The sequence below is a fragment of the Micromonospora sp. WMMD558 genome (assembly GCF_049315255.1).
Classification (GTDB): Bacteria; Actinomycetota; Actinomycetes; order Mycobacteriales; family Micromonosporaceae; genus Micromonospora.
The window spans coordinates 5,582,974-5,605,082 of the sequence record NZ_CP186061.1 but is presented as its reverse complement, the minus strand read 5'-3'; the positions used below and the strand labels follow the sequence as shown (position 1 = coordinate 5,605,082).

At 72.6% G+C, this 22,109-nt stretch carries 19 protein-coding genes and 1 pseudogene; 9 read left to right on the top strand and 11 right to left on the bottom strand.

Annotated features, from left to right (window positions below):
• Positions 1-2: 2 nt before the first annotated feature.
• Complete coding sequence (locus tag ACN26Y_RS26715; protein WP_155332914.1) at positions 3-734, bottom strand: succinate dehydrogenase cytochrome b subunit; 732 nt, start codon at positions 732-734, stop codon at positions 3-5.
• Between the two features lie 29 nt (positions 735-763).
• Here ACN26Y_RS26715 and ACN26Y_RS26710 point away from each other — a divergent pair, with 29 nt between their 5' ends.
• Positions 764-1,699 (top strand): LysR family transcriptional regulator, encoded by a 936-nt coding sequence (locus tag ACN26Y_RS26710; RefSeq protein ID WP_155332913.1) that lies wholly within the window; start codon positions 764-766, stop codon positions 1,697-1,699.
• Between the two features lie 36 nt (positions 1,700-1,735).
• Here ACN26Y_RS26710 and ACN26Y_RS26705 read toward each other — a convergent pair whose 3' ends face one another.
• The 3 genes from ACN26Y_RS26705 to hrpA all read right to left on the bottom strand — a co-directional run bounded on the left by ACN26Y_RS26705 (position 1,736) and on the right by hrpA (position 8,027).
• On the bottom strand, positions 1,736-2,296 hold the full coding sequence (locus tag ACN26Y_RS26705) for a DUF3105 domain-containing protein (protein WP_422733711.1): 561 nt from the start codon (positions 2,294-2,296) through the stop codon (positions 1,736-1,738).
• A complete protein-coding gene (locus ACN26Y_RS26700) occupies positions 2,293-3,546 on the bottom strand; it encodes a hypothetical protein (RefSeq protein WP_155332911.1) in 1,254 nt (417 codons plus the stop codon). Before ACN26Y_RS26700 ends, ACN26Y_RS26705 begins: the two co-directional genes overlap by 4 nt.
• Before the next feature lie 446 nt (positions 3,547-3,992).
• Positions 3,993-8,027, bottom strand: a complete 4,035-nt coding sequence (gene hrpA / locus ACN26Y_RS26695) for an ATP-dependent RNA helicase HrpA (protein ID WP_422733710.1) — start codon at positions 8,025-8,027, stop codon at positions 3,993-3,995.
• Between the two features lie 108 nt (positions 8,028-8,135).
• On the opposite strand from hrpA, the gene ACN26Y_RS26690 reads away from it, so the two are divergent.
• Positions 8,136-8,552: a cytidine deaminase gene (locus ACN26Y_RS26690; RefSeq protein WP_230688780.1), complete on the top strand. Its 417-nt coding sequence runs from the start codon at positions 8,136-8,138 to the stop codon at positions 8,550-8,552.
• A 123-nt stretch (positions 8,553-8,675) separates the two neighbouring features.
• On the opposite strand, the gene ACN26Y_RS26685 is transcribed toward ACN26Y_RS26690, so the two are convergent.
• The gene (locus tag ACN26Y_RS26685) at positions 8,676-9,035 is read right to left on the bottom strand and encodes a YciI family protein (RefSeq protein ID WP_155332908.1); all 360 of its coding nucleotides are present in this window, start codon (positions 9,033-9,035) and stop codon (positions 8,676-8,678) included.
• Positions 9,036-9,169: 134 nt separating this feature from the next.
• Between ACN26Y_RS26685 and ACN26Y_RS26680 the strand changes: the two genes are divergently transcribed.
• The 4 genes and pseudogenes from ACN26Y_RS26680 to ACN26Y_RS26665 all read left to right on the top strand — a co-directional run bounded on the left by ACN26Y_RS26680 (position 9,170) and on the right by ACN26Y_RS26665 (position 13,347).
• Positions 9,170-10,216 carry a FecCD family ABC transporter permease gene (locus ACN26Y_RS26680; RefSeq protein WP_155332907.1) on the top strand — a complete coding sequence of 349 codons (1,047 nt, stop codon included), beginning with the start codon at positions 9,170-9,172 and terminating at the stop codon, positions 10,214-10,216.
• Positions 10,213-11,253 (top strand): FecCD family ABC transporter permease, encoded by a 1,041-nt coding sequence (locus ACN26Y_RS26675; RefSeq protein ID WP_196255699.1) that lies wholly within the window; start codon positions 10,213-10,215, stop codon positions 11,251-11,253. Before ACN26Y_RS26680 ends, ACN26Y_RS26675 begins: the two co-directional genes overlap by 4 nt.
• 67 nt (positions 11,254-11,320) lie before the next feature.
• Positions 11,321-12,124: pseudogene (locus ACN26Y_RS26670) on the top strand (ABC transporter ATP-binding protein); the annotation flags it as partial.
• 278 nt (positions 12,125-12,402) lie between these two features.
• The gene (locus ACN26Y_RS26665) at positions 12,403-13,347 is read left to right on the top strand and encodes an ABC transporter substrate-binding protein (protein WP_422733708.1); all 945 of its coding nucleotides are present in this window, start codon (positions 12,403-12,405) and stop codon (positions 13,345-13,347) included.
• 107 nt (positions 13,348-13,454) lie between these two features.
• On the opposite strand, the gene ACN26Y_RS26660 is transcribed toward ACN26Y_RS26665, so the two are convergent.
• From ACN26Y_RS26660 to trmB, 3 genes are all read right to left on the bottom strand, one after another.
• A complete protein-coding gene (locus ACN26Y_RS26660) occupies positions 13,455-14,102 on the bottom strand; it encodes a hypothetical protein (protein ID WP_155332905.1) in 648 nt (215 codons plus the stop codon).
• A gap of 118 nt (positions 14,103-14,220) precedes the next feature.
• On the bottom strand, positions 14,221-16,725 hold the full coding sequence (locus ACN26Y_RS26655; protein ID WP_155332904.1) for a DEAD/DEAH box helicase: 2,505 nt from the start codon (positions 16,723-16,725) through the stop codon (positions 14,221-14,223).
• Between the two features lie 108 nt (positions 16,726-16,833).
• On the bottom strand, positions 16,834-17,535 hold the full coding sequence (gene trmB, locus ACN26Y_RS26650) for a tRNA (guanosine(46)-N7)-methyltransferase TrmB (RefSeq protein WP_422733707.1): 702 nt from the start codon (positions 17,533-17,535) through the stop codon (positions 16,834-16,836).
• A gap of 124 nt (positions 17,536-17,659) precedes the next feature.
• Here trmB and ACN26Y_RS26645 point away from each other — a divergent pair, with 124 nt between their 5' ends.
• Positions 17,660-18,322 carry a hypothetical protein gene (locus ACN26Y_RS26645; RefSeq protein ID WP_155332902.1) on the top strand — a complete coding sequence of 221 codons (663 nt, stop codon included), beginning with the start codon at positions 17,660-17,662 and terminating at the stop codon, positions 18,320-18,322.
• Between the two features lie 8 nt (positions 18,323-18,330).
• Positions 18,331-18,990 (top strand): class F sortase, encoded by a 660-nt coding sequence (locus ACN26Y_RS26640; protein WP_196255698.1) that lies wholly within the window; start codon positions 18,331-18,333, stop codon positions 18,988-18,990.
• Positions 18,991-19,130: 140 nt separating this feature from the next.
• Here the strand turns inward: ACN26Y_RS26640 and ACN26Y_RS26635 are convergent, their stop codons facing one another.
• From ACN26Y_RS26635 to ACN26Y_RS26625, 3 genes are all read right to left on the bottom strand, one after another.
• Complete coding sequence (locus ACN26Y_RS26635; RefSeq protein ID WP_155332901.1) at positions 19,131-19,451, bottom strand: antibiotic biosynthesis monooxygenase family protein; 321 nt, start codon at positions 19,449-19,451, stop codon at positions 19,131-19,133.
• A gap of 295 nt (positions 19,452-19,746) precedes the next feature.
• A complete protein-coding gene (locus ACN26Y_RS26630; RefSeq protein ID WP_155332900.1) occupies positions 19,747-20,544 on the bottom strand; it encodes an exodeoxyribonuclease III in 798 nt (265 codons plus the stop codon).
• Between the two features lie 189 nt (positions 20,545-20,733).
• Positions 20,734-21,654, bottom strand: a complete 921-nt coding sequence (locus ACN26Y_RS26625; protein WP_422733706.1) for a proteasome assembly chaperone family protein — start codon at positions 21,652-21,654, stop codon at positions 20,734-20,736.
• 310 nt (positions 21,655-21,964) lie between these two features.
• Here ACN26Y_RS26625 and ACN26Y_RS26620 point away from each other — a divergent pair, with 310 nt between their 5' ends.
• Complete coding sequence (locus ACN26Y_RS26620) at positions 21,965-22,108, top strand: hypothetical protein (RefSeq protein ID WP_196255697.1); 144 nt, start codon at positions 21,965-21,967, stop codon at positions 22,106-22,108.
• Position 22,109 lies beyond the last annotated feature (1 nt).

Here is a 22,109-nt window from a genome sequence, read left to right as displayed (position 1 = left end):
GGTCAGGACACCAATCCGGTGAGTACGGCGAACGGGACCACGAGGAAGCCGGCGCAGAGCGTGACGGCGAAGACCAGGGCGGCAGTACGCGCCCGCTGCTCACCCTTCGGGGTCTGCTGCCCCAGGCTGCGGAACGCGCTGAACGCCCCGTGCCGCAGGTGGAAGCCCAGCGCGACGATCGCCAGGGTGTAGAAGAGCGTGACGTACCAGCGCTCCGGCGCGAAGTCGGCGACGACGTTGGCGTACGGCTTGGTCGGGTCGCCGACCGGGTTCAGGTGACCGGTGGTCAGGTCGAGCAGGTGGTAGATCACGAAGAGCAGGATGATCACCCCGCCCCAGCGCATGGTGCGGGCCGCGTAGCTGCCCTGGACCTTCGGGCGGTGCGCGTACCGGACGGGGCGAGCGGCGCGGGAGCGCCGGGCCAGCGCGGTGGCGGCGGCGATGTGCGCCACGACGGCGACGGTCAGCACGCCGCGCTGGATCCAGAGGAACCAGACGCCCGGCAGCAGCGGCTTGCCGATGTCGCGCAGCCAGTGCGCGTAGTGGTCGAACGAGGTCTCCCCCGTGAACACCTTCAGGTTGCCGAGCATGTGCAAGATCAGGAACAGCACCAGGAGGATGCCCGTCACCGCCATGACGGCCTTGAGGCCGACGTTGGAACGGATGGGCGACCGCGTTCTCGTGACTACCACACGACCGACGCTAAGAGCCGATTGATCAGGCGTCCAATGCATCGAACCCGCAGTTTTGATAGCCGTAAGCTATGAAGATGCAGCTCCATCAGCTCCGGTACTTCGTTGCGGTCGCAGAACTACGACATTTCACCCAGGCGGCCGACATGGTCGGCATAACGCAACCCTCACTGAGTAAGCAAATTCACGCTCTGGAGGCCGACCTGGGGGCGCCGCTCTTCGAACGGGTAAGGGGCAAGATCGGGCTCACCACGGCGGGGGAGGTGCTGCTGCCGCTGGCCAAACGGATCCTCGCCGACGTGGACACGGCGACCCGCGAGGTGCAGGAGCTGGTGGGCCTGCGGCGCGGTCGCGTCCGCCTCGGCACCACCCCCAGCCTGGCCACCTCGCTGGCCCCGCCGGTGCTGCGCCGCTTCCGTGACGCCCACCCCACCGTCGACCTGCGCGTCGAGGAGGGCGGCTCGCAGGACCTGGTGCGCGACCTGCTGCGGGGCGACCTCGACCTCGCGCTGATCATCGCGCCCGCCGCGGGCGCCGATCCGGGGCTGCGCACCGACGCGATCCTGACCGAGAGCCTGGTCGTCGCCAGCGTCGACCCGCTGCCCGGCGCCTCGCCCGCCGGCGAGGTCCGCGTCACCGACCTGCGCGACCAGCCGCTGGTGATGTTCCGTGAGGGCTACGACCTGCGCGATGCCACCCTCCAGGCCTGCCGGGACGCCGGCTTCGAGCCCCGGGTCTCGGTCGACGGCGGCGAGTTGGACGCTGTGCTGAGCTTCGTCGAGGCGGGGCTCGGCGCCGCCCTCGTGCCCGGCAGCGTCGTCGCCCGCCGGCCCGGCGTCCACGTCACCCGCCTCGCCCCGCCCGGCGTCCGCCGCACGATCGCCGTGGCCCGCCGCCGCGACGTGGTCCCCACCCACGCCGGCCGCGAACTCCGCCGGATCCTGCTCGACTACGTCCAGCGCGCGGTCGCCGGCCGCGAACTGCCCCCCGGCGTGGAGCCGCTCTAGCCCTGGCCGCCCCCGGCGGCCGCGTCACGACCGGGGCTAACGACGCCAACCATGGTCGTACCGCCCGCCGAGCGTGACGACGAACCGCTCCACAGCGGACTCGTCGTACCCGCTCAGGGTTTCAAGACAACCCCATGCGGTCATCGCGATTCCGTCCGAGAGCTTCTCGGACGGCGCGAGGACCACCTTGTCGGCATGTCGTTTGGCGACCCGTTCCAGGTCGGCGATCGTGGACTCCGGCGTGGTCTCGGCGTACAGGATGATGACGTGCCCGTGCTCCATGGCGTGCACGGCGAGGCCCTCGGGCACGGCGACCGTGTACCGCCCGGGGGCGAGACTGAAGGCGAAATGTGGGCCGGAGGTGGGCGGCTGTGAGTTGTAGCGCACCTGCTCCATCTCGGACTGCGAGACATGCGGGCTGTCCATGATCGGAAACGCCGTGCCCGCAGGACACGAATGGAGGGCGTCTCCGGGCGGTGATCCGGCCACCGTCCCGACCAGCGTCCGCCAAGGGCCGACCAGCAGCGCGGTCAGCGTCGCGCAGAGCGTCAGTCCGAGGCCGCACCGCCAGAGCCACCGCCTACCCCGCTCGCTCACCGCAACCTCCCGGCACGCCGCAGTCGACGTTCCCGCACCGCGAGCGCGGGGGGACCACCGAACATCACGATCAGGTAGGCGACGACGGCCACGGATTCCCAGAACACGAGGTCCGTCAGAGTAAAAGTCAGGAGGTTGTGGACGACCCACGTTCCCATGGCGAGAAGAAAGCGCAGCTGAAATGTCAGCAGCAACCAGAACACCGCGATCATTCCTGCCAGATACACCAGGCCAAACCAGCGCGCGACCGAACGGTCGTGCGGACTGATGTTCTCGAGTTCCGTCTGCTCCCGTGCGTCGAGTCCCCACAACCGCGCCTTGTTTACCAGCCAGGTCGCTCGATAGAGGTTGTGGCAACGAAGCGCATTTGCCAGCACCGCGTACATGTCGCTGCGTAGGAATATTCCGCCGCACTGCCAAGCGATGCCCAGGATCTCGAAGAGCACCACGGCGCCGAGGAAACGGTCGAAGACGGCCGGAAGATTCCAGAGATCCTCGCGGTGCCCGAGGCGGGCGACGAGCGCCAATGCCAACACCGTGACATCGAATGCCATGCCGGCGAGGAACGGGCCGTAACGCCGACGCCGGGAGGTCGCCACCAACTGCGTCAAATCGGTCTCGAAGACGAGATAGGCGGCTCGGTAACTGACCCGGAACGTGGCCGGGATCCCGATCGCCCGGCCAGCCAGCCAGTGCCACGCCTCATGCGCCGCCGCGAGGGCGAACCCGACCGGAATGAAGACCAGTACCGACAGCACCGGATCGGTGAGGAACCAGGCGTGTTCGAAGGTTGGCCGGAGGTCGGGTCGGGCGCCGAGAAGAACCCCGACGAGCAGCGCCGCGCTCAGGTAGCCGCCCCACGCCACCGGACCGAACAGGCGCCGGGCGACCTCTGGGCGCACGCCCTCGATCCAACGGATCTGGCGGCTCCGGCGGCCGCCCGTGGGACGCTCTACGGGCGCATCGTCCGGTGGCGACGGCTGTCCGGGCGGATCGAGGAGGCCGGCCTGAGCGAGACCGGAGAGGAAGTCCACGCCGTCGACGGGCGCTCCGGCGGCGGTGCTCGCCCTCGCCGTCGCGTCGTCGAGGGAGCAGCCGGCCTGGAGGGCCTGGACGAAGACAGCGCCCGGTTTCGGCACCGCCACGTACCTGCGTAGGTCGGGTCGTCCCAGCACCCATTCCGCGCCGTCCTCGGCGACGACCAGGAGCGACGCCCCCTCAGCCTGGGCGGGGTCGATCGAGGAATGCACTGGGATTGACCCTTCCGGTAATGCCAGTCCTGAGACGGCCACCGTGCGGGGTCACTCCGAGAAAGTGTTGCGATAGCCCGGCCCGGCTGGCGCCGATGTGATATCGGCGCCAGCCGTCCCCCGCAGGGCGGATTGGTGATACGGCGCGTACGTCAGATTGCGCGGTATCTCGTGGTTTCACGTGCTGAACTCAGCACTCCGCGCCACAGCGGATCGTCAGACGGACGTCCTCGATGGGACGAATCTCAATCTTCATTTGTGTCACCCCCGTTCTGTGTCTGGCGGCTCGGTTCCGGAATCCGAATGCGACCCCGTCCCCAAGCATCGTCGACCGTCACGATCCCAAATGCTGTTGCCGGCTGTCAAGATTGCTGCCGTCCTGCGATCGCCGATTTTTCACCCCCCCGGACCGAAGGCCCGAGTGCGCTCGCGACGCGGTGGCGCGCCTACCGCCCCTCGGCGTCGTCCATGGCGCGGTAGATGCGCTGCTCGCTGACCGGGTACGGGGTGCCGAGCGCCTGGGCGAAGACGTTCACCCGCAGCTCCTCGATCATCCAGCGGATCTGCCGGACGGCCGTCGACTGCCGCTTCGTCGGCGGCAGCGCGGCGAGCAGGTCGGCGTACTCCTTCTGCACGGTCGTGATCCGGTCCTGCTGCTGCTTGTCGCGGGCCGGGTTGCCGGGCAGCCGGTCCAGCCGGCGCTCGACCGCCGTCAGGTAGCGCAGCAGGTCGGGCAGGCGTGCGTACCCGGTCTCGGTGACGAAGCCGGCGTGCACCAGCCCGGTCAGCTGCGCCCGGATGTCGGCCAGCGCGGCCACCACGGCGAGGTTCCGGGTCGCGCCCAGGCGCTGCTCGATCGCGTACGCGGCGGCGAGCACCTTCCGGACCCGGTCCATGACGTCCACGACGCTGTCCACCAGTCCCGCGCGCACGGTCTCGCGCAGCGCCGCGAACCCCTCGGCGTCCCAGGCGGGCCCGCCCGCGTCGGCGATCAGCTTGTCGATCGCCGCGCCGGCCGCGTCCTCGATCAGCGCCTGCACCCCGCCGTGCGGGTTGCGGCTCAGCGCCAGCTTCGCCTCGTTGGACAGGCGCCCCTGAAGGATCTTCGCCGGCGAGGGCACGGTCAGGCGGAGCAGCCGGCGGGTGCCCGCCCAGTGCGCCGCCTCCTGCTCGGCGGGGGAGTCGAACACCTTCACCCCGACCGTCGCGCCCTCGTCCACCAGCGCCGGGTACGCGGTGACCGCGTACCCGGCCCGTACCTGCTCGATCGTGCGGGGGAGGGTGCCGATGCTCCACTCCGTCAGCCCGGTCCGCGCCACGTCCGGCGCGGCGGCCGCCACCACCTGGCGTACCTCCGCCTTGAGCTGGCGTTGCAGGGCCGGCAGGTCCTTGCCCTCGGCGACCGGCGCGTCGTCGTCGCCGAGCACGCGGAAGGTGACCCGCAGGTGCGGCGGCAGCTTCGCGACGTCCCAGGCGTCCCGGGGCACGGTCACCCCGGTCATCCGACGCAACTGCCGGGTCAGCGCGTCCAGCAGCGGCTCCTCGCCGGCCGGCAGCTGCGCGAGGGCGGCGCGGGCGTAGTCCGGCACCGGGACGAAGTTGCGCCGGATCGCCTTGGGCAGCGAGCGGATCAGCGCGACGACGAGGTCCTCGCGTAGGCCGGGGACCTGCCAGTCGAAGCTCTCCGCCGGCACCTGGTTGAGCAGCGGCAGCGGGATGTCCACGGTCACGCCGTCGGTCGGGGTGCCCGGGTCGAACGTGTACGTGAGCGGCAGGCTCACCCCGTCGGCCCGCCACTCGTCCGGGTAGTCGGCCTCGTCGACCCCGCCCCGACCGGCGTTGACCAGCAGCTCGCGGGTGAAGGTGAGCAGGTCCGGCCGCTGCCGGCGCTCCTTCTTCCACCACGCGTCGAAGTGCCGCCCGGAGACCACGTCGGCCGGGATCCGCTCGTCGTAGAACTGGAAGATCGTCTCGTCGTCGACCAGGATGTCCCGCCGCCGGGCCCGGTTCTCCAGCTCCTCGATCTCCGCGAGCAGCTTCTGGTTGTCCCGCCAGAACTGGTGGTGGGTCTGCCAGTCGCCCTCCACCAGCGCGTGCCGGATGAACAGCTCCCGGCTCAGCGCCGGGTCGATCCGGCCGAAGGTGACCTTGCGGGAGGTGACGATCGGAATCCCGTACAGGGTCACCCTCTCGTAGGCCATCACCGCGGCCTGCTTCTTCTCCCAGTGCGGCTCGCTGTAGCTGCGCTTCACCAGGTGCTGGGCGAGCGGCTCGACCCACTCCGGCTCGATCCGCCCGTTCACCCGGCCCCAGAGCCGGGTGGTCTCCACCAGTTCGGCGGCCATCACCCAGCGCGGCGGCTTCTTGAACAGCGCCGACCCGGGGAACAGGGCGAACTTCGCCCCCCGCGCCCCCAGGTACTCGTGCTTCTGCGGGTCCTTCAGGCCGACGTGCGACAGCAGCCCGGCCAGCAGGGACTGGTGCACCTTCGGCGTGTCGATCTCCTCCGGCAGGTCCGCGCCGGCCCGGCGCCGCCCGCCGCCGTCGGGCGCGGCCTCCGCCGGCCCGCGCCGGCCCTGCTCCTTCTCCGGGGTACGCAGCACCTGCCGCAGCTGGCTCACGATGTCCTGCCACTCGCGGACCCGCAGGTAGTTCAGGTACTCCGCCTTGCACATCCGCCGGAACGCGCTCGACGACAGGTCGCGCTGCTGTTCGCGCAGGTACCGCCACAGGTTCAGGTACGCGACGAAGTCCGACTCCTTGTCCGCGAACCGCGCGTGGGCCTGGTCGGCCTGGGCCTGCTTCTCGACCGGGCGCTCACGCGGGTCCTGGATCGACAGCGCCGCCGCGATCACGACCACCTCGGTGGCGCACCCGTTGCGCTCGCCCTCGAGCACCATCCGGGCCAACCGGGGGTCCACCGGCAGCTGGGCCAGCCGCCGGCCGAGCGCGGTGAGCCGCTTCGCCGGGTCGGTCTCGGCCGGGTCCAGGGCGCCCAGCTCGTGCAGCAGGTTCACACCATCGGTGATGTTGCGCCGGTCCGGCGGGTCGATGAACGGGAACGCGGCGATGTCGCCGAGCCCGATCGCCGTCATCTGGAGGATGACCGACGCCAGGTTGGTCCGCAGGATCTCCGGGTCGGTGAACTCGGGGCGGGACAGGAAGTCCTGCTCGTCGTAGAGCCGGACGCAGATGCCGTCCGATGTCCGCCCGCAGCGCCCCTTGCGCTGGTTGGCCGACGCCTGGGAGACCGGCTCGATGGGCAGCCGCTGCACCTTCAGCCGGTGCGAGTAGCGGGAGATACGGGCGGTGCCCGGGTCCACCACGTACTTGATGCCCGGCACCGTCAGCGAGGTCTCCGCGACGTTGGTGGCGAGCACGACCCGGCGCCCGGTGTGCGGGGCGAAGACGCGGTGCTGCTCGGCGGTGCTCAGGCGCGCGTACAGGGGGAGGATCTCGGTGCCCAGCAGCGACCGCTTCTTCTGCACCAGCCTGCCGAGCGCTTCCGCGGTGTCCCGGATCTCCCGCTCGCCGGAGAGGAAGACCAGGATGTCGCCGGGCCCCTCGGCGGCGAGTTCCTCGACCGCGTCGCCGATGGCCTGGATCTGGTCGCGGACGTTCTCCTCGTCCGCCTCGTCCTCGTCCTCCGCCTCGGTCACCTCGACCAGCGGCCGGTACCGCACCTCCACCGGGTAGGTCCGGCCGGACACCTCGACGACCGGGGCGGGGTTGCCCTCGGCGTCGGCGAAGTGCCGGGCGAACCGGTCGGTCTCGATGGTCGCCGAGGTGATGATCACCTTGAGGTCGGGGCGCCGGGGAAGGAGCTGCTTCAGGTAGCCGAGGATGAAGTCGATGTTGAGGCTGCGCTCGTGCGCCTCGTCGACGATGATCGTGTCGTACTGCCGCAGCATCCGGTCGGTCTGCAGCTCGGCGAGCAGAATGCCGTCGGTCATCAGCTTGACCAGGCTGTGCTCGCTGACCTGGTCGGTGAAGCGCACCTTGTAGCCGACCACGTCGCCCAGCTCGGTGCCCAGCTCCTCGGCGATCCGGTCGGCCACCGTCCGCGCGGCGAGCCGGCGCGGCTGGGTGTGCCCGATCAGCCCGTGGATCCCGCGCCCCAGCTCCAGGCAGATCTTGGGCAGTTGGGTCGTCTTGCCGGACCCGGTCTCGCCCGCGACGATCACCACCTGGTGGTCACGGATCGCCGCCGCGATGTCGTCCCGGCGCTCGCTGACCGGCAGCGCCGGCGGGTAGGTGATCGCCGGTACGGCCGCCCGCCGGCCCGCCAGCCGCGCCTCGGCCCGCGCCACGTCCTCGGTGATCTCGGCCAGCGCCGACTCCCGCCGCTGCGGGTCCCGCAGCTTCCGGACACCCTCCAGGCGCCGCTGGAGGCGGCGCTGGTCACGGAACATCAGGGGGCTCAGGCGGCGGTGCAGCTCGCGTACGGAGTCGGGCTCGGCGGAGGCGGCTTCTCTCTGCATGTCGCCGCCAAGGATAGGCAGGCCGGACGCGCAGCGCCCCGGGGTTATCGGCGTGCAGGCCCTAGAGTGGACCGCCGACGTCGACCACCGGGGGCGGGGAGCATGACGATGCGGGACACCGACCGGGCGCTGGTGCAGGCGGCCACGGCGGTCGCGAAGCTGCGCTGCCGCAGCGACCGGCACACCGTGGCGGCGGCCGCGCGGACAACCGACGGGCGGATCTTCAGCGGGGTGAACCTCCGCCACGCCACCGGCGACGTGTGCGCCGAGGTCGTCGCGGTCGGCGCCGCCGCCACCCAGGGCGTCACCGAGCTGGAGACGATCGTCGTCGTGGGGGACCGGGGGCGGGAGGTGCTGCCGCCGTGCGGGCGCTGTCGCCGGCTGCTGCACGACCACCACCCCGCACTGCGGGTCATCGTCGGCGCGGCGGACGCCCTGCGCTGCGTGCCGCTCGCCGAGCTGGCCGCCGGGTCGGCCGCCCCGCCGGACCAGCAGCCGGACGCGACGCCCCGGCACGCCGGCTGACCCGCGCCGGCAGGTCGCCGGTCAGCCGTCGACGGCGCCGGAGCCGCGCGTGCGGGTGCCACCGGCCGTCCCGTCCGGGTGCGCCGTCGAGGCGCAGCGGTAGCCCGGCTCGCGCAACGGCCGTCAGTCGCCGGCCGCGGCCTCCAGCATCGAACGGGGCACCGGCACGCTCTCGAAGCGGAGGATCCCCTCGGGCACCATCCAGCTCATCACCTGGACGGCCAGCCGTCCGGCGCGGACCGCCGGGTCGTTCGCGTACAGCTCGCGCGCCTCGTCCGGCGAGATCGAGAGCACCACGAAGCCGCGCAGCCGCTCGTCGTCGGCGTCGACGAACGGACCGGCGGCGAGCACGAGACCCTGCTCCACCAGCCCGGCCTGATGTGCCAGGTGGGCGTCCTGGAGGCGGTCGAGCGCCTCCTGGGGCAGCTCCGGCGCGTCCGACGGGCGGACCAGGAGGACGACCGTGTGCTGGTCGAATCGCATCTTCCCAGGGTAGGGCCGCGCCGGTCGTGGAGCGCCGCTTCCCCGCGTCGGATCGGATCGACCGCCGCTGGTTAGGTCTCCCTAACCTCGTGAGCTAAGGTAAGGCGCACCTAAGCGCCCTGTTCAGGAGACCCGTGACCACCCTCGCCACCCGGCCCGCCCCGGCCGGTTCCCCCACCCGCGGGCGCGTCGGCCGCCGGTTGGCGATCACCGCCGCGGCGGCGATCGTGTTGGTCCTGGCGGTGCTGGCGAGCTTCGCCCTGGGGAGCCGCCCGCTCAGCGTCGACCAGGTGTGGCACGCACTGGTCGCCCCGGACGCCGGGGAGGCCACCACGATCGTCCGGGACCTCCGGATGCCGCGCACGGCGCTCGGCCTCGCCGTCGGGGCGGCGCTCGCCGTGGCCGGGGTGCTGCTCCAGGCGCTGACCCGCAACCCCCTGGCCGAGCCTCGGATCCTCGGCATCAGCGCCGGCGCCTCGTTCGGCGTCGTGCTCGCCATCTCCGTGTTCGGGGTGTCCACCCTCGCCGGGTACGTCTGGTTCGGCATCACCGGCGCGCTCGGCGCCGGTGTGCTGGTCTTCGCCGTCGCCGCACGCGCCCGCGAGGGCGCCAGCCCGGTCACCCTCGCGCTGGTCGGCGCGGCCCTCGACGCGAGCCTGGCCTCGATCGTGTACGCGCTGCTCAGCATCGACGCGCGCACCTTCGAGGACTACCGGTTCTGGGTCGTCGGCGGGCTCACCGGTCGGGACCTGTCCGTCGCGGCGCAGGTGCTTCCGTTCGTCCTCGCCGGCCTGGTGCTGGCCGCCCTGGTCGCCCGGGGCCTGGACGCCCTCGCCCTCGGTGACGACGTGGCGCGGGGGCTCGGGCACCGGATCGAACTGGTGCGCCTGGGCGGCGGCGCGGCCGCCGTGCTGCTGACCGGTGCAGCGGTCGCCGCCGCCGGGCCGATCGCGTTCGTCGGCCTCGCCGTCCCGCACCTGGCCCGGGCCCTGGTCGGCGCGGACCACCGCTGGACGCTCGCGCTCTCGGCCCTCCTCGGGCCGGCGTTGCTGCTCGGCGCCGACGTGGTCGGCCGGCTCGTCGACCCGCCGGGCGAGGTCCCGGCCGGCATCGTCACCGCGCTGATCGGCGCGCCGCTGCTGGCGATCATGGTCCGTCGCGCCAAGGTGGTGACGGCGTGAGCGCCACCGCGCTGCCCGGGCGGTCACTCCTGAAGGCCGGGCCGGTCAGCGTGCAGATCCGCCGCCGGGCGGTGCTCGTCGCCGCCGTGCTCGTCGTGCTGCTGCTCGCCGCCGCCGTGGTCAGCCTCTCCGTCGGCACCCCGTTCGTCGCCGCTCCGGACGTGCTCAGGGCGATCTCCGGCGCCGGCACCCCGTACGACCTGGTGGTCCTCGACCTGCGGCTGCCCCGGCTGGTGCTCGCGGCCGTGGCCGGCGCGGCGTTCGGGGTGGCCGGCACGCTGATCCAGAGCGTGGCCCGCAACCCGCTGGCGAGCCCGGACGTCATCGGCATCACCCAGGGCGCCGGCCTCGCGGCCACGGTGGCCCTGACCAGCGGCGCCGCCGCCGTCCTGGTGGCGCCGAGCGCCCTGGTCGGCGGGCTGGTCGCCGCCGGCCTGCTGCTGGTGCTCGGCGCCCGGCACGGGCTGGCCGCCCAGCGCTTCGTGCTCGCCGGCGTGGCGGTGGCGTTCGCGCTGCGGGCGCTCACCGAGGTGGTCCTGCTCACCGCCGACCCGATCGACGGGCTGCGGGCGCAGATCTGGCTGATCGGCACCCTCGCCGGCAAGGGCTGGACGGAGACGGTGTGGATCACCGCCACGCTGGTCGCGCTCCTGCCGGTGCTGGCCTGGGCCGGGTGGGCGCTCAACAGCAGCGCCCTGGACGACGACACCGCCCGCGGCATCGGGCTGCGGCCGGTGGCCCGGCGGCTCGGGCTGGCCGGCACCGGCGTGCTGGTCGCCGCGATGGTCACCGCCCAGGTCGGCGCCGTCGACTTCGTCGCGCTGGTCGCCCCGCAACTGGCCCGCCGCCTGGTCCGCGCCGAGCGCCCGCCGCTGGTGTGCGCCGCGCTGCTGGGCGCGCTGCTGCTGGTGCTCGCCGACCTGGTCGGCCGGCGGCTGTTCGCGCCCACCCAGTTGCCGGCCGGGGTGCTGACCGCCGCCATCGGCGGCCCGTACCTCATGTTCCTGCTGCTGCGCGGCCGCCGGAGGTCGTCGTGAACGTGCCGGCTGTCACTGCTGTCACGAATGCCGGAAAGTCGCTCGCCGCCCCTCGGAAGGAGGTCTGATGCTCTCCACCCGCGACCTGGTCGCCGGCTACGACGAGCGGACCGTGCTGGACGGGCTCGACCTCGACCTGCCCCGCGACGCCTTCACCGTGATCGTCGGACCGAACGCCTGCGGCAAGTCGACGCTGCTCCGCACGATGGCCCGCCTGCTCACGCCGCGCCGAGGAACGGTACTGCTCGACGGGGCCGCCATCCGGGACCTGCCGACCCGCGAGGTCGCGCGCCGGCTCGGGGTCCTGCCGCAGAGCCCGCTGGTGCCCGAGGGGGTGACGGTCGCCGACCTGGTGGGCCGGGGCCGGCAGCCGTACCAGCGGTGGTGGCGGCAGTGGTCCGCGGAGGACCGGGAGGCGGTGGACCGGGCGATGGCCCTCGCCGACATCGCCGGTCTGGCCGACCGGCCGGTCGACACCCTCTCCGGCGGGCAGCGCCAGCGGGTCTGGATCGCGATGACGCTCGCCCAGGACACCGAGGCGCTGCTGCTCGACGAGCCGACCACCTTCCTCGACCTCGCGCACCAGGTCGAGGTGCTGGACCTGCTGCACCGGCTACGCGCCGAGGGGGGCCGGACGGTCGTCGCCGTGCTGCACGACCTCAACCAGGCCGCCCGGTACGCCGACCACCTGATCGCCATGCGCTCGGGCGCCGTCGTCGCGGCCGGACCGCCCCGGGACATCCTCACCGCCGACCTGGTCCGCGACGTCTTCGGCCTCGACTGCGTCGTCGTGCCCTGCCCGGTGACTGGCGCCCCGCTGGTGGTGCCGGGCCTCAGCAACCCGTCCCTGGCGCCGCTGCCCGGCACCACCGACCTGGCTCCCGGCACCGGCTCGGCTGACGGCACCGGCGTGGCTTTCGGTTCCGGCGCCGACTCGGCCACCGGTAGCAGCCAGGACGCCGGCGCCGCCCCGTCCGCCGGCGCCGCCCCGGCCTCCGGCACGGCCCCTGAACCGATCACCACGGCTCGTGCCGGTGACCGGTCGACCTCCGACGACCCCACCGTGGCGGGCGCCGCCCCGGCAGCCCGCCCCTCCGCCGACGACGCGGCCACCTCGCGCGTCGGCTCGTACCCCTCGAAAGGACACTGATGCGTCGTCTCGCCGCCGCCCTCACCGCGGCGCTCGCCCTCGGCGTCGGTCTCACCGCCTGCGGTGAGAGCGACCCGGTCGCCGGCACCGCCACCGCGGAGACCCGGGAGATCACCCACGCGATGGGCACCACCAAGGTGCCCGCCGAGCCCAAGCGTGTCGTCGTGCTCGACACCGACAAGATCGACACTGCCCTGTCGCTCGGCGTCACGCCGGTCGGGGCCGCCACCGCCGGTCAGGCGAAGAGCTGGCCGACCTACTTCGGCGAGGAGAAGCTCGCCGGCATCAAGGAGGTCGGGGTGCTCACCGAGCCCGACCTGGAGGCGATCACCGCCCTGAAGCCGGACCTGATCCTCGGCAGCAAGTTCCGCCAGGAGAAGTTCTACGACGAGCTGGCCGCGATCGCGCCGACCGTCTTCACCGAGAAGGTCGGCATCACCTGGAAGGAGAACCTCCTCCTCGACGGCAAGGCGCTCGGCAAGGAGCAGCAGGCTCGTGACCTGCTCACGACGTACGAGACCCGGGCCAAGGAGTTCGGCGCCAAGCTCGGCGACGCCGCCACCCGCAAGGTCTCCATCGTCCGCTTCATGCCGACCGAGATCCGGGTGTACGGGCCGGACTCGTTCTCCGGCATCGTCATCGGCGACACCGGCCTCGGTCGTCCGGAGCGGCAGCAGCTCACCGGCAAGGAGGACCGGCGGATGGACCGGGTGAGCCCGGAGCGGATCGGGGAGGTCGACGGTGACGTCATCTTCGTGACCGCGTACGGCGAGAAGGCCGCCGCGGAGCAGGCCAAGGTGACCGGCGGCGCCCTCTGGAAGGGCCTGTCCGCGGTCAAGGCCGGCAAGGCGCACGTCGTCTCCGACGAGATCTGGATGACCGGCATCGGCGTCGGTGCCGCCAACAAGATCATCGACGACCTGGCGAAGTACCTGGCTGCCTGACCGGCCGCCCGCCGCCTCAAGATCCGCGCAACGTCACCGGAGATGCTGCCTCGTGTACGACCGAGGCAGCATCTTCCCCGAAGTTGCGCGGATCTTGCCCGGTCGGGTCAGGCGGCGGTGGTCCAGAGGGACTGGAAGGCGGCGGCTTCGCCGGCCAGCCAGCGTTCGATCTCGTCCGGCTTCGCCGTCGGCGGCATGTGGTGCGCCGTTCCACGGCGGACGTCGACCAGGACCGGCTCGGCGTGCGGCAGCACCGCGTCCATGTGGCGGGCCATCAGGTGCAGCGTGGCGAGCACGGCGTCGTCGCTGGGCGGGGCCTCGTCGAAGTGCAGGCGGACCGCCTCGGCGCGACCGTCGGAGTGCCGTACGCCGAAGTGCGGGTTGATCTTGACGGGTAGGTCGCCCAGGAGGGCGAGCGCGTCCCGGGTCTGCGCCAGGTCGACGGACCTCGGCTCACCCAGGGAGTGCAGCCAGGCGGTCGCTCCCGGCACGAGTGCCTGGTAGAGGGGGCGCCACCGGGGCTTGACGGACTCGGCCACCTGTTCGAGATGGGTGCCCCCGGTGTGGAAGGCGATGTCGGCCTTGAGTGCCTTGACGAACTGGCCGTGCGGGTTGAAACCGGACCGGCTCGCCCGCTGCTTGCGCAGGCCACCGACGAAGGTGGCCTTGGTCGGGCCGGTGCGGTCGACGTACCTGGTGAAGCCGAGGAGCGTGGCGTAGGGGGTGAGCGGGGTGGCGGAGGTGGGCGCGGTCACGAGCATCCTCCCAGGTCAGCAGCTCGATTAGTACATACATTCTAATCGACGGGAGTGACATCGCCCAGGGAACGAAAAGGGCCGCCCGGACATCCCGGGCGGCCCGCGTACGCGAAATCTAGAGCTGTCCCACCGCGGTGATCCGGACGACCGCGGCGCCCGCCTCGTCGGAGGCCGCGAGGTCCACCTCGGCGCTGATGCCCCAGTCGTGGTCACCCTCGGGGTCGTCGAGGATCTGCCGCACCGTCCACGTCGAGCGGCCCTGCTCGATCATCAGCAGCGCCGGCCCGCGCGCGTCCGGCCCGACCCCGATCGAGTCGTACGCCTCGAAGTACGGCTCCAGCGCGTCCGCCCACGCGTCGGCGTCCCAGCCGTCCCCGGCGTCGAGCTCCCCGAGGAGATCCCACCGGCGCAGGGCGGCCAGCTCCACCCGGCGGAACAGGGCGTTGCGCACCAGCACCCGGAACGCCCGCAGGTTGCGGGTCACCGCCGCCGGCCGGTCGTCCAGCGCCGCGGCGACCTCCTCGACGTCGGACGGGTTGCGCAGCCGCTCCCACTCGTCGATGAGGCTGGAGTCGACCTGGCGGACCAGCTCGCCCAGCCACTCGATGAGGTCACCCAACTCCTCGGTCCGGGCGTCCTCGGGAACGGTCTGCCGCAGCGCCTTGTACGCGTCGGCGAGGTACCGCAGCACCAGGCCCTCGGAGCGGGACAGCCCGTAGAACTGGACGTACTCGGTGAAGGTCATCGCCCGCTCGTACATGTCCCGGACGACGGACTTGGGGGAGAGCTGGTGGTCGGCGACCCAGGGATGGCCCTGCCGGTACATCTCGTACGCGCCCTCCAGCAGTTCGGCGAGCGGCTTGGGCCAGGTCACCTCGTCGAGCAGTTCGAGGCGGGCCTCGTACTCGATGCCCTCGGCCTTCATCGCGGCGACCGCCTCGCCGCGGGCCTTGAACTGCTGCGCGGAGAGCACCTGGCGGGGGTCGTCGAGGATCGACTCGATCACGCTGACGACGTCCAACGCGTAGGACGGGGACTCACGGTCGAGCAGCTCGACGGCCGCGAGGGCGAGCGGCGACAGGGGCTGGTTGAGCGCGAAGTCGAGCTGGAGGTCGACGGTGAGCCGGACCCGCCGCCCGGCCTCGTCCGGCTCGGGCAGTTCCTCGACCACGCCACCGGCGCGCAGGGCCCGGTAGATGGCGATGGCCCGGCGGATGTGCCGCCGCTGGGCGGCCCGGTCCTCGTGGTTGTCGGTGAGCAGGTGCCGCATCGCCGCGAACGCGTCGCCGGGCCGGCCGATGACGTTGAGCAGCATCGAGTGGCTGACCTGGAAGCTGGAGGTCAGCGGCTCGGGCTCGGCCTCGACCAGGCGCTGGAACGTCGGTTCGCCCCAGCCGATCGAGCCCTCCGGCGGCTTCTTCTTGACCACCTTGCGGCGCTTCTTCGGGTCGTCGCCCGCCTTGGCGAGGGCCTTCTCGTTCTCGATGACGTGCTCGGGCGCCTGGACGACCACCCGGCCGAGGGTGTCGAAGCCGGCCCGCCCGGCGCGACCGGCGATCTGGTGGAACTCGCGGGCCTTGAGCAGTCGGGTCCGTACCCCGTCGTACTTCGACAGGCCGGTGAACAGCACGGTGCGGATCGGCACGTTGATGCCGACACCGAGGGTGTCCGTCCCGCAGATGACCTTGAGCAGGCCGGCCTGGGCGAGCGTCTCGACGAGGCGGCGGTACTTGGGCAGCATGCCCGCGTGGTGCACCCCGATGCCGTGCCGCACCAGCCGGGACAGGGTCCTGCCGAAGCCGGAGGTGAACCGGAAGTTCCCGATCGCCGCCGCGATCATGTCCTTCTCGGCGCGGGTGCAGACGTTTACGCTCATCAGCGCCTGCGCGCGTTCCAACGCGGCGGCCTGGGTGAAGTGCACGACGTACACCGGGGCCTGCTTGGTCTCCAGCAGCTCCTCCAGGGTCTCGTGCAGCGGCGTCATCGCGTACGAGAAGAGGAGCGGGACCGGCCGCTCGGCCGAGCGGACGACGGCGGTCGGCCGGCCGGTGCGCCGGGTCAGGTCGTCGACGAATCGGGTGGTGTCGCCGAGCGTCGCGGACATCAGCACGAACTGCGCCTGCGGCAGCTCGATCAGCGGCACCTGCCACGCCCAGCCGCGGTCCGGCTCGCTGTAGAAGTGGAACTCGTCCATGATCACCTGGCCGACGTCGGCGCGGGTGCCCTCGCGCAGCGCCAGGTTGGCCAGGATCTCCGCCGTGCAGCAGATCACCGGGGCGTCCGGGTTGACGCTGGCGTCGCCGGTGAGCATGCCGACGTTGTCGGCGCCGAACACCTCGCAGAGGGCGAAGAACTTCTCCGACACCAGGGCCTTGATCGGGGCGGTGTAGAAGGTCGTCCGGTCGTCGGCCAGGGCGGCGAAGTGCGCCGCGATCGCGACCAGGCTCTTCCCGGAGCCGGTCGGCGTGTTCATGATCACGTTAGCGCCGGAGACGATCTCGATGACCGCCTCCTCCTGGTGGGGGTAGAGGTCGAGGCCGCGCTCCTTCGCCCAGCCGGCGAACGCGTCGTAGAGGGTGTCGGGGTCGGCGCTGGCCGGCAGCGCGGCGGTGAGTGTCATGGCGCGTCCATGGTGCCTGGATCATGGCGTCGCGCGCCAACCGGGGCCAGCCGAGTGTTAACAGGGGGCCCTTCCACCTCGCCAGGCGTTAAGAAGGGGCCCTTCCTTTCACCGGCGGCGGTAGATCAGGTCGGCGATGGGGCGGCCGGCGGTCAGGGCGCGGCGTTCGAACTTCGTCACCGGCCGGTGCGCGGGGCGCGGGGCGAACCCGTCGTGGGTGTTCGCCAGCCCCGGGTCGGCGTCCAGCGTCTCCCGCATCGCCTCGGCGTACTCGGCCCAGTCCGTCGCGCAGTGCAGCGTCCCGCCGGCGACGAGCCGGGAGCGGAGCAGCGCCACGTGGGCCGGCTGGATGATCCGCCGCTTGTGGTGCCGCGACTTCGGCCAAGGGTCCGGGAAGAAGACGTGCACCGCGTCCAGGGATGCGTCGGGCAGGCCGCTGACCAGGTCCAACGCATCGCCCCGGGCCACCCGGACGTTGCCCAGCCCGTGCCGTTCCACCAGGTCGAGGAGGTTGGCGATTCCGGGCGTGTGCACCTCGACCGCCAGATAGTCTCGATCCGGGTCGGCGGCGGCCATCGCCGCGGTGGTGTCGCCCATCCCGGAACCGATCTCCAGCACCAGCGGGGCCCGCCGGGGGAACAGGTGGGCCGGGTCCACCGGAGTGCCGGGCACGTCCGGGACGGCCAGGCCGTGGACCGGCCAGAGCCGCTCCAGCGCCGCGGTCTGGCGGGCGGTCATCCGGCCGCGACGCGGGTGGAAGGTGCGGACGCTCCGCGCGGCGGCGGTGGTGGGAAAGTCGGTGGCGGTCACAGCGATCCGAGCGTACGCGAGGACCGCGCCGCACCGGATGTGATGTACGACGGGGGATGAGAGGATCCACCCGTACGGCAGACCGGGCGTCTGTGGTGCCCGGCCGCTGCGCCGGGAGGGGGTTGTGGTGACGGTGACCCGCGGTGGCCTCGCGCTCTCGATCGCGGCTGCGATCGTCGGGCCGCTGCTCGCCGCGGCCGCTGCCCCGCTGTTCGCCGTTACGCCCGCCACGGCCGCCCCGCCGCGGGCCGCCGGCCTCGCCCGTGGTGCGCTGCCCGACGGCCGTCCGCTCACCGCCGCGCCGGCCGCCCGTCCGGTGGGGGCCGTTGCGGTCGCCGCGCCCGCGCCCTCGGGTGCGCCGCAGCCCCAGCCGCCGACCGTCTTCGTCGAGGTGAGCCCGAGCACCGTCCAGCCCGGCTTCCTGGTCGGCATCCGGGCGAGCTGCCGGGACAACTCGATACCGGCGGTGGTGTGGTCCGACGCGTTCGGGCGGGTCCAGGTGCAGCCGCAGCACGGGTTGCTGACGGCGACGCCGATGGTGCGGGAACGCACGCTGCCGGGGAACTACCGGGTCAAGCTGGAGTGCCGGGACGGCGAGAGCGCGTCGACGATGCTCCAGGTCGTGAGGTCGGTCCGGCCCAGTCGCGGCCCGGCCACCGGGTTCGGCGGCGCGGCCGGTGACGCGGCGGGCGGGCTGCTGCTGCCGGGTGGGGTCGCCCTGACGGTGACCGGCCTGGTCGTGTGGTTGGTGTCCACCCGTCGGCCGCGTGGCGCCGCCCGACGCTGACCACGACCATGGCATCCTCGTCCGCCTCCAGGCCGGCCGCCCGTACGGGCCGCCGGTCGCCGTGGTCGGTTCCGCTGGCCGTCGTGCTGGTGCTGGTCGGGGTCTTCGCGACCGGCGCCGGGCTCGGGCGCACCGTGGGGCCGCTGGACTGGGCCACCACGGCCAACGCCGACCGGCCGGCCCGTGGTGAGCGGGGTGGCCTGGGTGCGAGCCGCCCCGTCCGCCTGGCCGTACCCGCCATCGAGGTCTCGGCCCCGGTCGAGCCGGTGGGCCAGGCCCGGGACGGCTCGATCGCCGTACCGCCGTTGGAACGCGCCGAGGAGACCGGCTGGTACGACCGCGGCCCGACCCCGGGGGAGCCGGGCTGGGCGGTCATCGTCGGCCACGTGGACACCAAACGCGGCCCGTCGGTCTTCCACGACCTGCACAAGCTGCGCGCCGGGGACACGATCGAGGTGACCCGCGCCGACGACTCGGTGGTGCTGTTCCGGGTGGACTCGGTGGAGCACTTTCCGAAGGACCAGCTCCCCGCCGAACGGGTCTACAACGACGAGGGGACGCCCGGCCTGCGCCTGATCACCTGCGGCGGCGACTGGGTCGGTGGCCGCACCGGCTACGCCGACAACGTCATCGCCTTCGCCACCCTGGTCTCCTCCCGCACCCCGTGACCCGCCCGGTGACCTGCCCGGTGACCTGCCCGGTGACCTGTCCGGTGACCCGCCCGGTTGATCATGAGGTTGACGGATGGGAATCGGGCAAAACCACCCGCTAACCTCATGATCAACGTGGCGGCGGGGTGGGAGCTGGGTCAGGCCCGGGGTGGGACGGACTGGACCACCTCGAACTCCAGCAGGGTGGCGCCGGAGGCGACCGGCTTGCGGGGCTGCTCACCCGGGGGCGTGGCGTGGGCGGCGCGGGAGGGGCCGGCGGCCCAGGCCTGGTACGCCTCCTCGCTCTCCCAGCGCGTGTAGACGAAGTACCGGTTCTCGCCGGCCACCGGGCGCAGCAGCTCGAAGCCGAGGAAGCCCGGGGAGTTCTCCACCGCACCGGCCCGGGCGGCGAAACGCTTCTCCAGCTCCTCGCCGGCTCCCGGCGGGACGTCGATTGCGTTGATCTTCACGACTGCCATGGCTCCCACCCTAGGGCCTGTCCTGCCGATCATCAGCCGGCCTGCGGCGGATCCAGGCGACGCCCGGCGGCGTTGAAAGATTCGTCCGGATACAACACCGGTATCCGGACGAATCTCCGCCTTGCCGGATCGCCGCCTGGACCTCGCCTCGGCTCGACATGACCGGCAGGACAGGCCCTGGTCACGGCGTGCGGCCGGGCCGCCTTGGACGTCGGCGCGGGTGCCGGTCGCCCGGGCGGGCCGCAGTGCGGAACCCGACGTTCGACGACGCGCGCGTGCCGTTCGGCCGGACGGGTCAGAACGACTCGACGGCCGGGACCAGGTCGGCGTCGACGACGATCGGGGCGTGGTCGGAGGGGCCCTTGCCCTTGCGGGCCTCCCGGTCCACATACGCCGAGCGGACCGCGCGCGCGAACGGCGCCGAGGCGTACACCAGGTCGATCCGCATGCCCTTGTTCTGGTGGAACATCCCGGCCCGGTAGTCCCAGTACGTGAACGGGTGGGGGCCCTTCATCGGGGTCGGCACCACGTCCGAGAGGCCCAGGTCCCGCAGGGCCGCCAGGGCGGCCCGCTCGGCCGGCGTGACGTGGGTGGAGTGGGTGAACAGCGCCGGGTCCCACACGTCCGCGTCGGTGGGGGCGACGTTGTAGTCACCGCAGACCGCCACCGGCAGCGCCCCGGTCAGCTCGACCTCGAGCGCGTCCCGCAGGGCCGCGAGCCAGGCCAGCTTGTACGCGTAATGCGGGTCCTCCGGCGTGCGGCCGTTGGGGACGTACACCGACCAGACCCGCAGCCCGTCGCAGGTGGCGGAGAGGGCACGGGCCTCCGGGTCGGGGAAGCCGGGCTCGCCGGGGAACCCGACGGTCACGTCGGCCAGGCCGACCCGGGACAGGATGGCGACACCGTTCCACCGGCCGTCGCTGTGGCTGGCCGCCGTGTAGCCCAGGTCGCCGACCTCGGCCACCGGGAACGCCCCGTCCGGGCACTTCGTCTCCTGAAGGCAGACGACGTCGGGCTTCGTGCCGGCCAGCCAGTCGAGCAGGCGGGGCAGGCGGGCCTTCACGGAGTTGACGTTCCACGTCGCCAGGCGCATGCCTCCAGCCTGCCTGATCCGCCGCCGGCCCGCCGCCCGGCCGGGCGCGTGTCGCGGGGCCGGGGCGTGTGAGCGGCCGGGCGGCGGGCCGGGGCGTGTGAGCGGCCGGGCGGCGGGCCGGCGGCGGTGGGCGTTAAGAAGGGGCCCTTCCTATACGCCAGGCGTTAAGAAGGGGCCCTTCCTTGCACTTCAGCTGCCGGGGCCGTCGTTGGGGCGGGACTGCTCGGCCAGGAAGCGTTCCAGTTCGGCGCCGAGCTCGTCGGCGGTCGGCAGGGAGCCGGGCTCGGGGGCGAGCAGGTTCTTCTCGCCGCGACCGCGGGCGAACGCGTCGTACTGCTCCTCGAGGGCCCGGACCAGCGCGGCGGCGTCCTCGGTCTGGGCGACCTGCCGGTCGATCTCGACCCGGACCACCTCGGCGGCGGCCCGCAGGCCGTCGCGGGGCAGGAGCAGCCCGGTGCTGCGGGAGACCGAGGCGAGGAGCACCTCGGCGGCCGCCGGGTACTCGGTCTGGGCCACGTAGTGCGGCACGTGCGCGGCGAAGCCGAGCGCGTCGCGGCCCTGCTCGCCGAGCCGGTACTCCAGCAGGTGGCCCACGCTGCCCGGCACCTGCACCCGTTGGAGCCACGGCTCGTAGCCGGCGATGAGGTCGCGCCGGGTGGCGTGCGCGGTGACACCGGTGGGGCGGGTGTGGGGGACCGCCATCGGAATGGCGTTCAGGCCGACCGTCAGCCGGACGTCCAGCCGCGCGGCGAGCCCGGCCACGGCGGCCACGAACCGCTCCCACTGCAGGTCCGGCTCGGGGCCGGTGAGCAGCAGGAACGGGGTCTCGTCGTCGTCGTGGAGCAGGTGCAGCTCCAGCGCCGGCGCGTCGTACGACTCCCAGTGGTCCTCGACGAAGGTCATCACCGGCCGGCGTGAGCGGTAGTCGAAGAGCTGGTCCAGGTCGAACCGGGCGATCGGCCGCGCGTCGAGCGACGTGAGCAGTTGCTCGCGGGCGAGCCGGGTGGCGTTGCCGGCGTCGACGAAGCCGGACAGCGCCTGGATCAGGACCGGCTGACCGAGGTCGGGCAGATCGTCGGCGAGTTCGTAGAGCTCGTGTGGGTCGAGCACCGGTGCGGACCTCCCTGGGACGTGCGTACGGGTGGCCGCTCGCGGACGGCACCCGGTTGGGGGAACGTACCCGCCATCGTGATGCATTCCTCCGTACCCCTCCCGGGTTGCCGCCTGGCGGCCGTCCACGGCCCGGATGGCGACCGGATGGCGGACGCGGGTATCCGCCGAACGGACGACGGTGGTGATCATTGCCGGTCCGGGCGGTACGCTCCCGCCACAGTGGACGGTTCCCGGTGTGGCAACCGGGGTACAGACGTTGTCGCTGCGCGGTACACATGGATACAGGCAGCACGACGAGGAGGACGAGATGTCTCTCATGCAGCGGATCAGCACGTTCCTGCGCTCGCCCAAGGGGCAGCAGTTGATCGACCGTGGCCGCCGGGAGCTGGCCAAGCCGTCCACGCAGCAGAAGCTGAAGGGCCTCGCCGCCAAGCTCCAGCACCGCCGCTGAC

Bases quoted from the DNA above. Each gene is read 5' to 3' on its own strand.
- ACN26Y_RS26715 (WP_155332914.1), bottom strand. From the start codon at position 734: ATGCATTGGACGCCTGATCAATCGGCTCTTAGCGTCGGTCGTGTGGTA.
- ACN26Y_RS26710 (WP_155332913.1), top strand. From the start codon at position 764: ATGAAGATGCAGCTCCATCAGCTCCGGTACTTCGTTGCGGTCGCAGAA.
- hrpA (WP_422733710.1), bottom strand. From the start codon at position 8,027: ATGCAGAGAGAAGCCGCCTCCGCCGAGCCCGACTCCGTACGCGAGCTG.
- ACN26Y_RS26690 (WP_230688780.1), top strand. From the start codon at position 8,136: ATGCGGGACACCGACCGGGCGCTGGTGCAGGCGGCCACGGCGGTCGCG.
- ACN26Y_RS26685 (WP_155332908.1), bottom strand. From the start codon at position 9,035: ATGCGATTCGACCAGCACACGGTCGTCCTCCTGGTCCGCCCGTCGGAC.
- ACN26Y_RS26665 (WP_422733708.1), top strand. From the start codon at position 12,403: ATGCGTCGTCTCGCCGCCGCCCTCACCGCGGCGCTCGCCCTCGGCGTC.
- ACN26Y_RS26655 (WP_155332904.1), bottom strand. From the start codon at position 16,725: ATGACACTCACCGCCGCGCTGCCGGCCAGCGCCGACCCCGACACCCTC.
- ACN26Y_RS26640 (WP_196255698.1), top strand. From the start codon at position 18,331: ATGGCATCCTCGTCCGCCTCCAGGCCGGCCGCCCGTACGGGCCGCCGG.
- ACN26Y_RS26635 (WP_155332901.1), bottom strand. From the start codon at position 19,451: ATGGCAGTCGTGAAGATCAACGCAATCGACGTCCCGCCGGGAGCCGGC.
- ACN26Y_RS26630 (WP_155332900.1), bottom strand. From the start codon at position 20,544: ATGCGCCTGGCGACGTGGAACGTCAACTCCGTGAAGGCCCGCCTGCCC.
- ACN26Y_RS26620 (WP_196255697.1), top strand. From the start codon at position 21,965: ATGTCTCTCATGCAGCGGATCAGCACGTTCCTGCGCTCGCCCAAGGGG.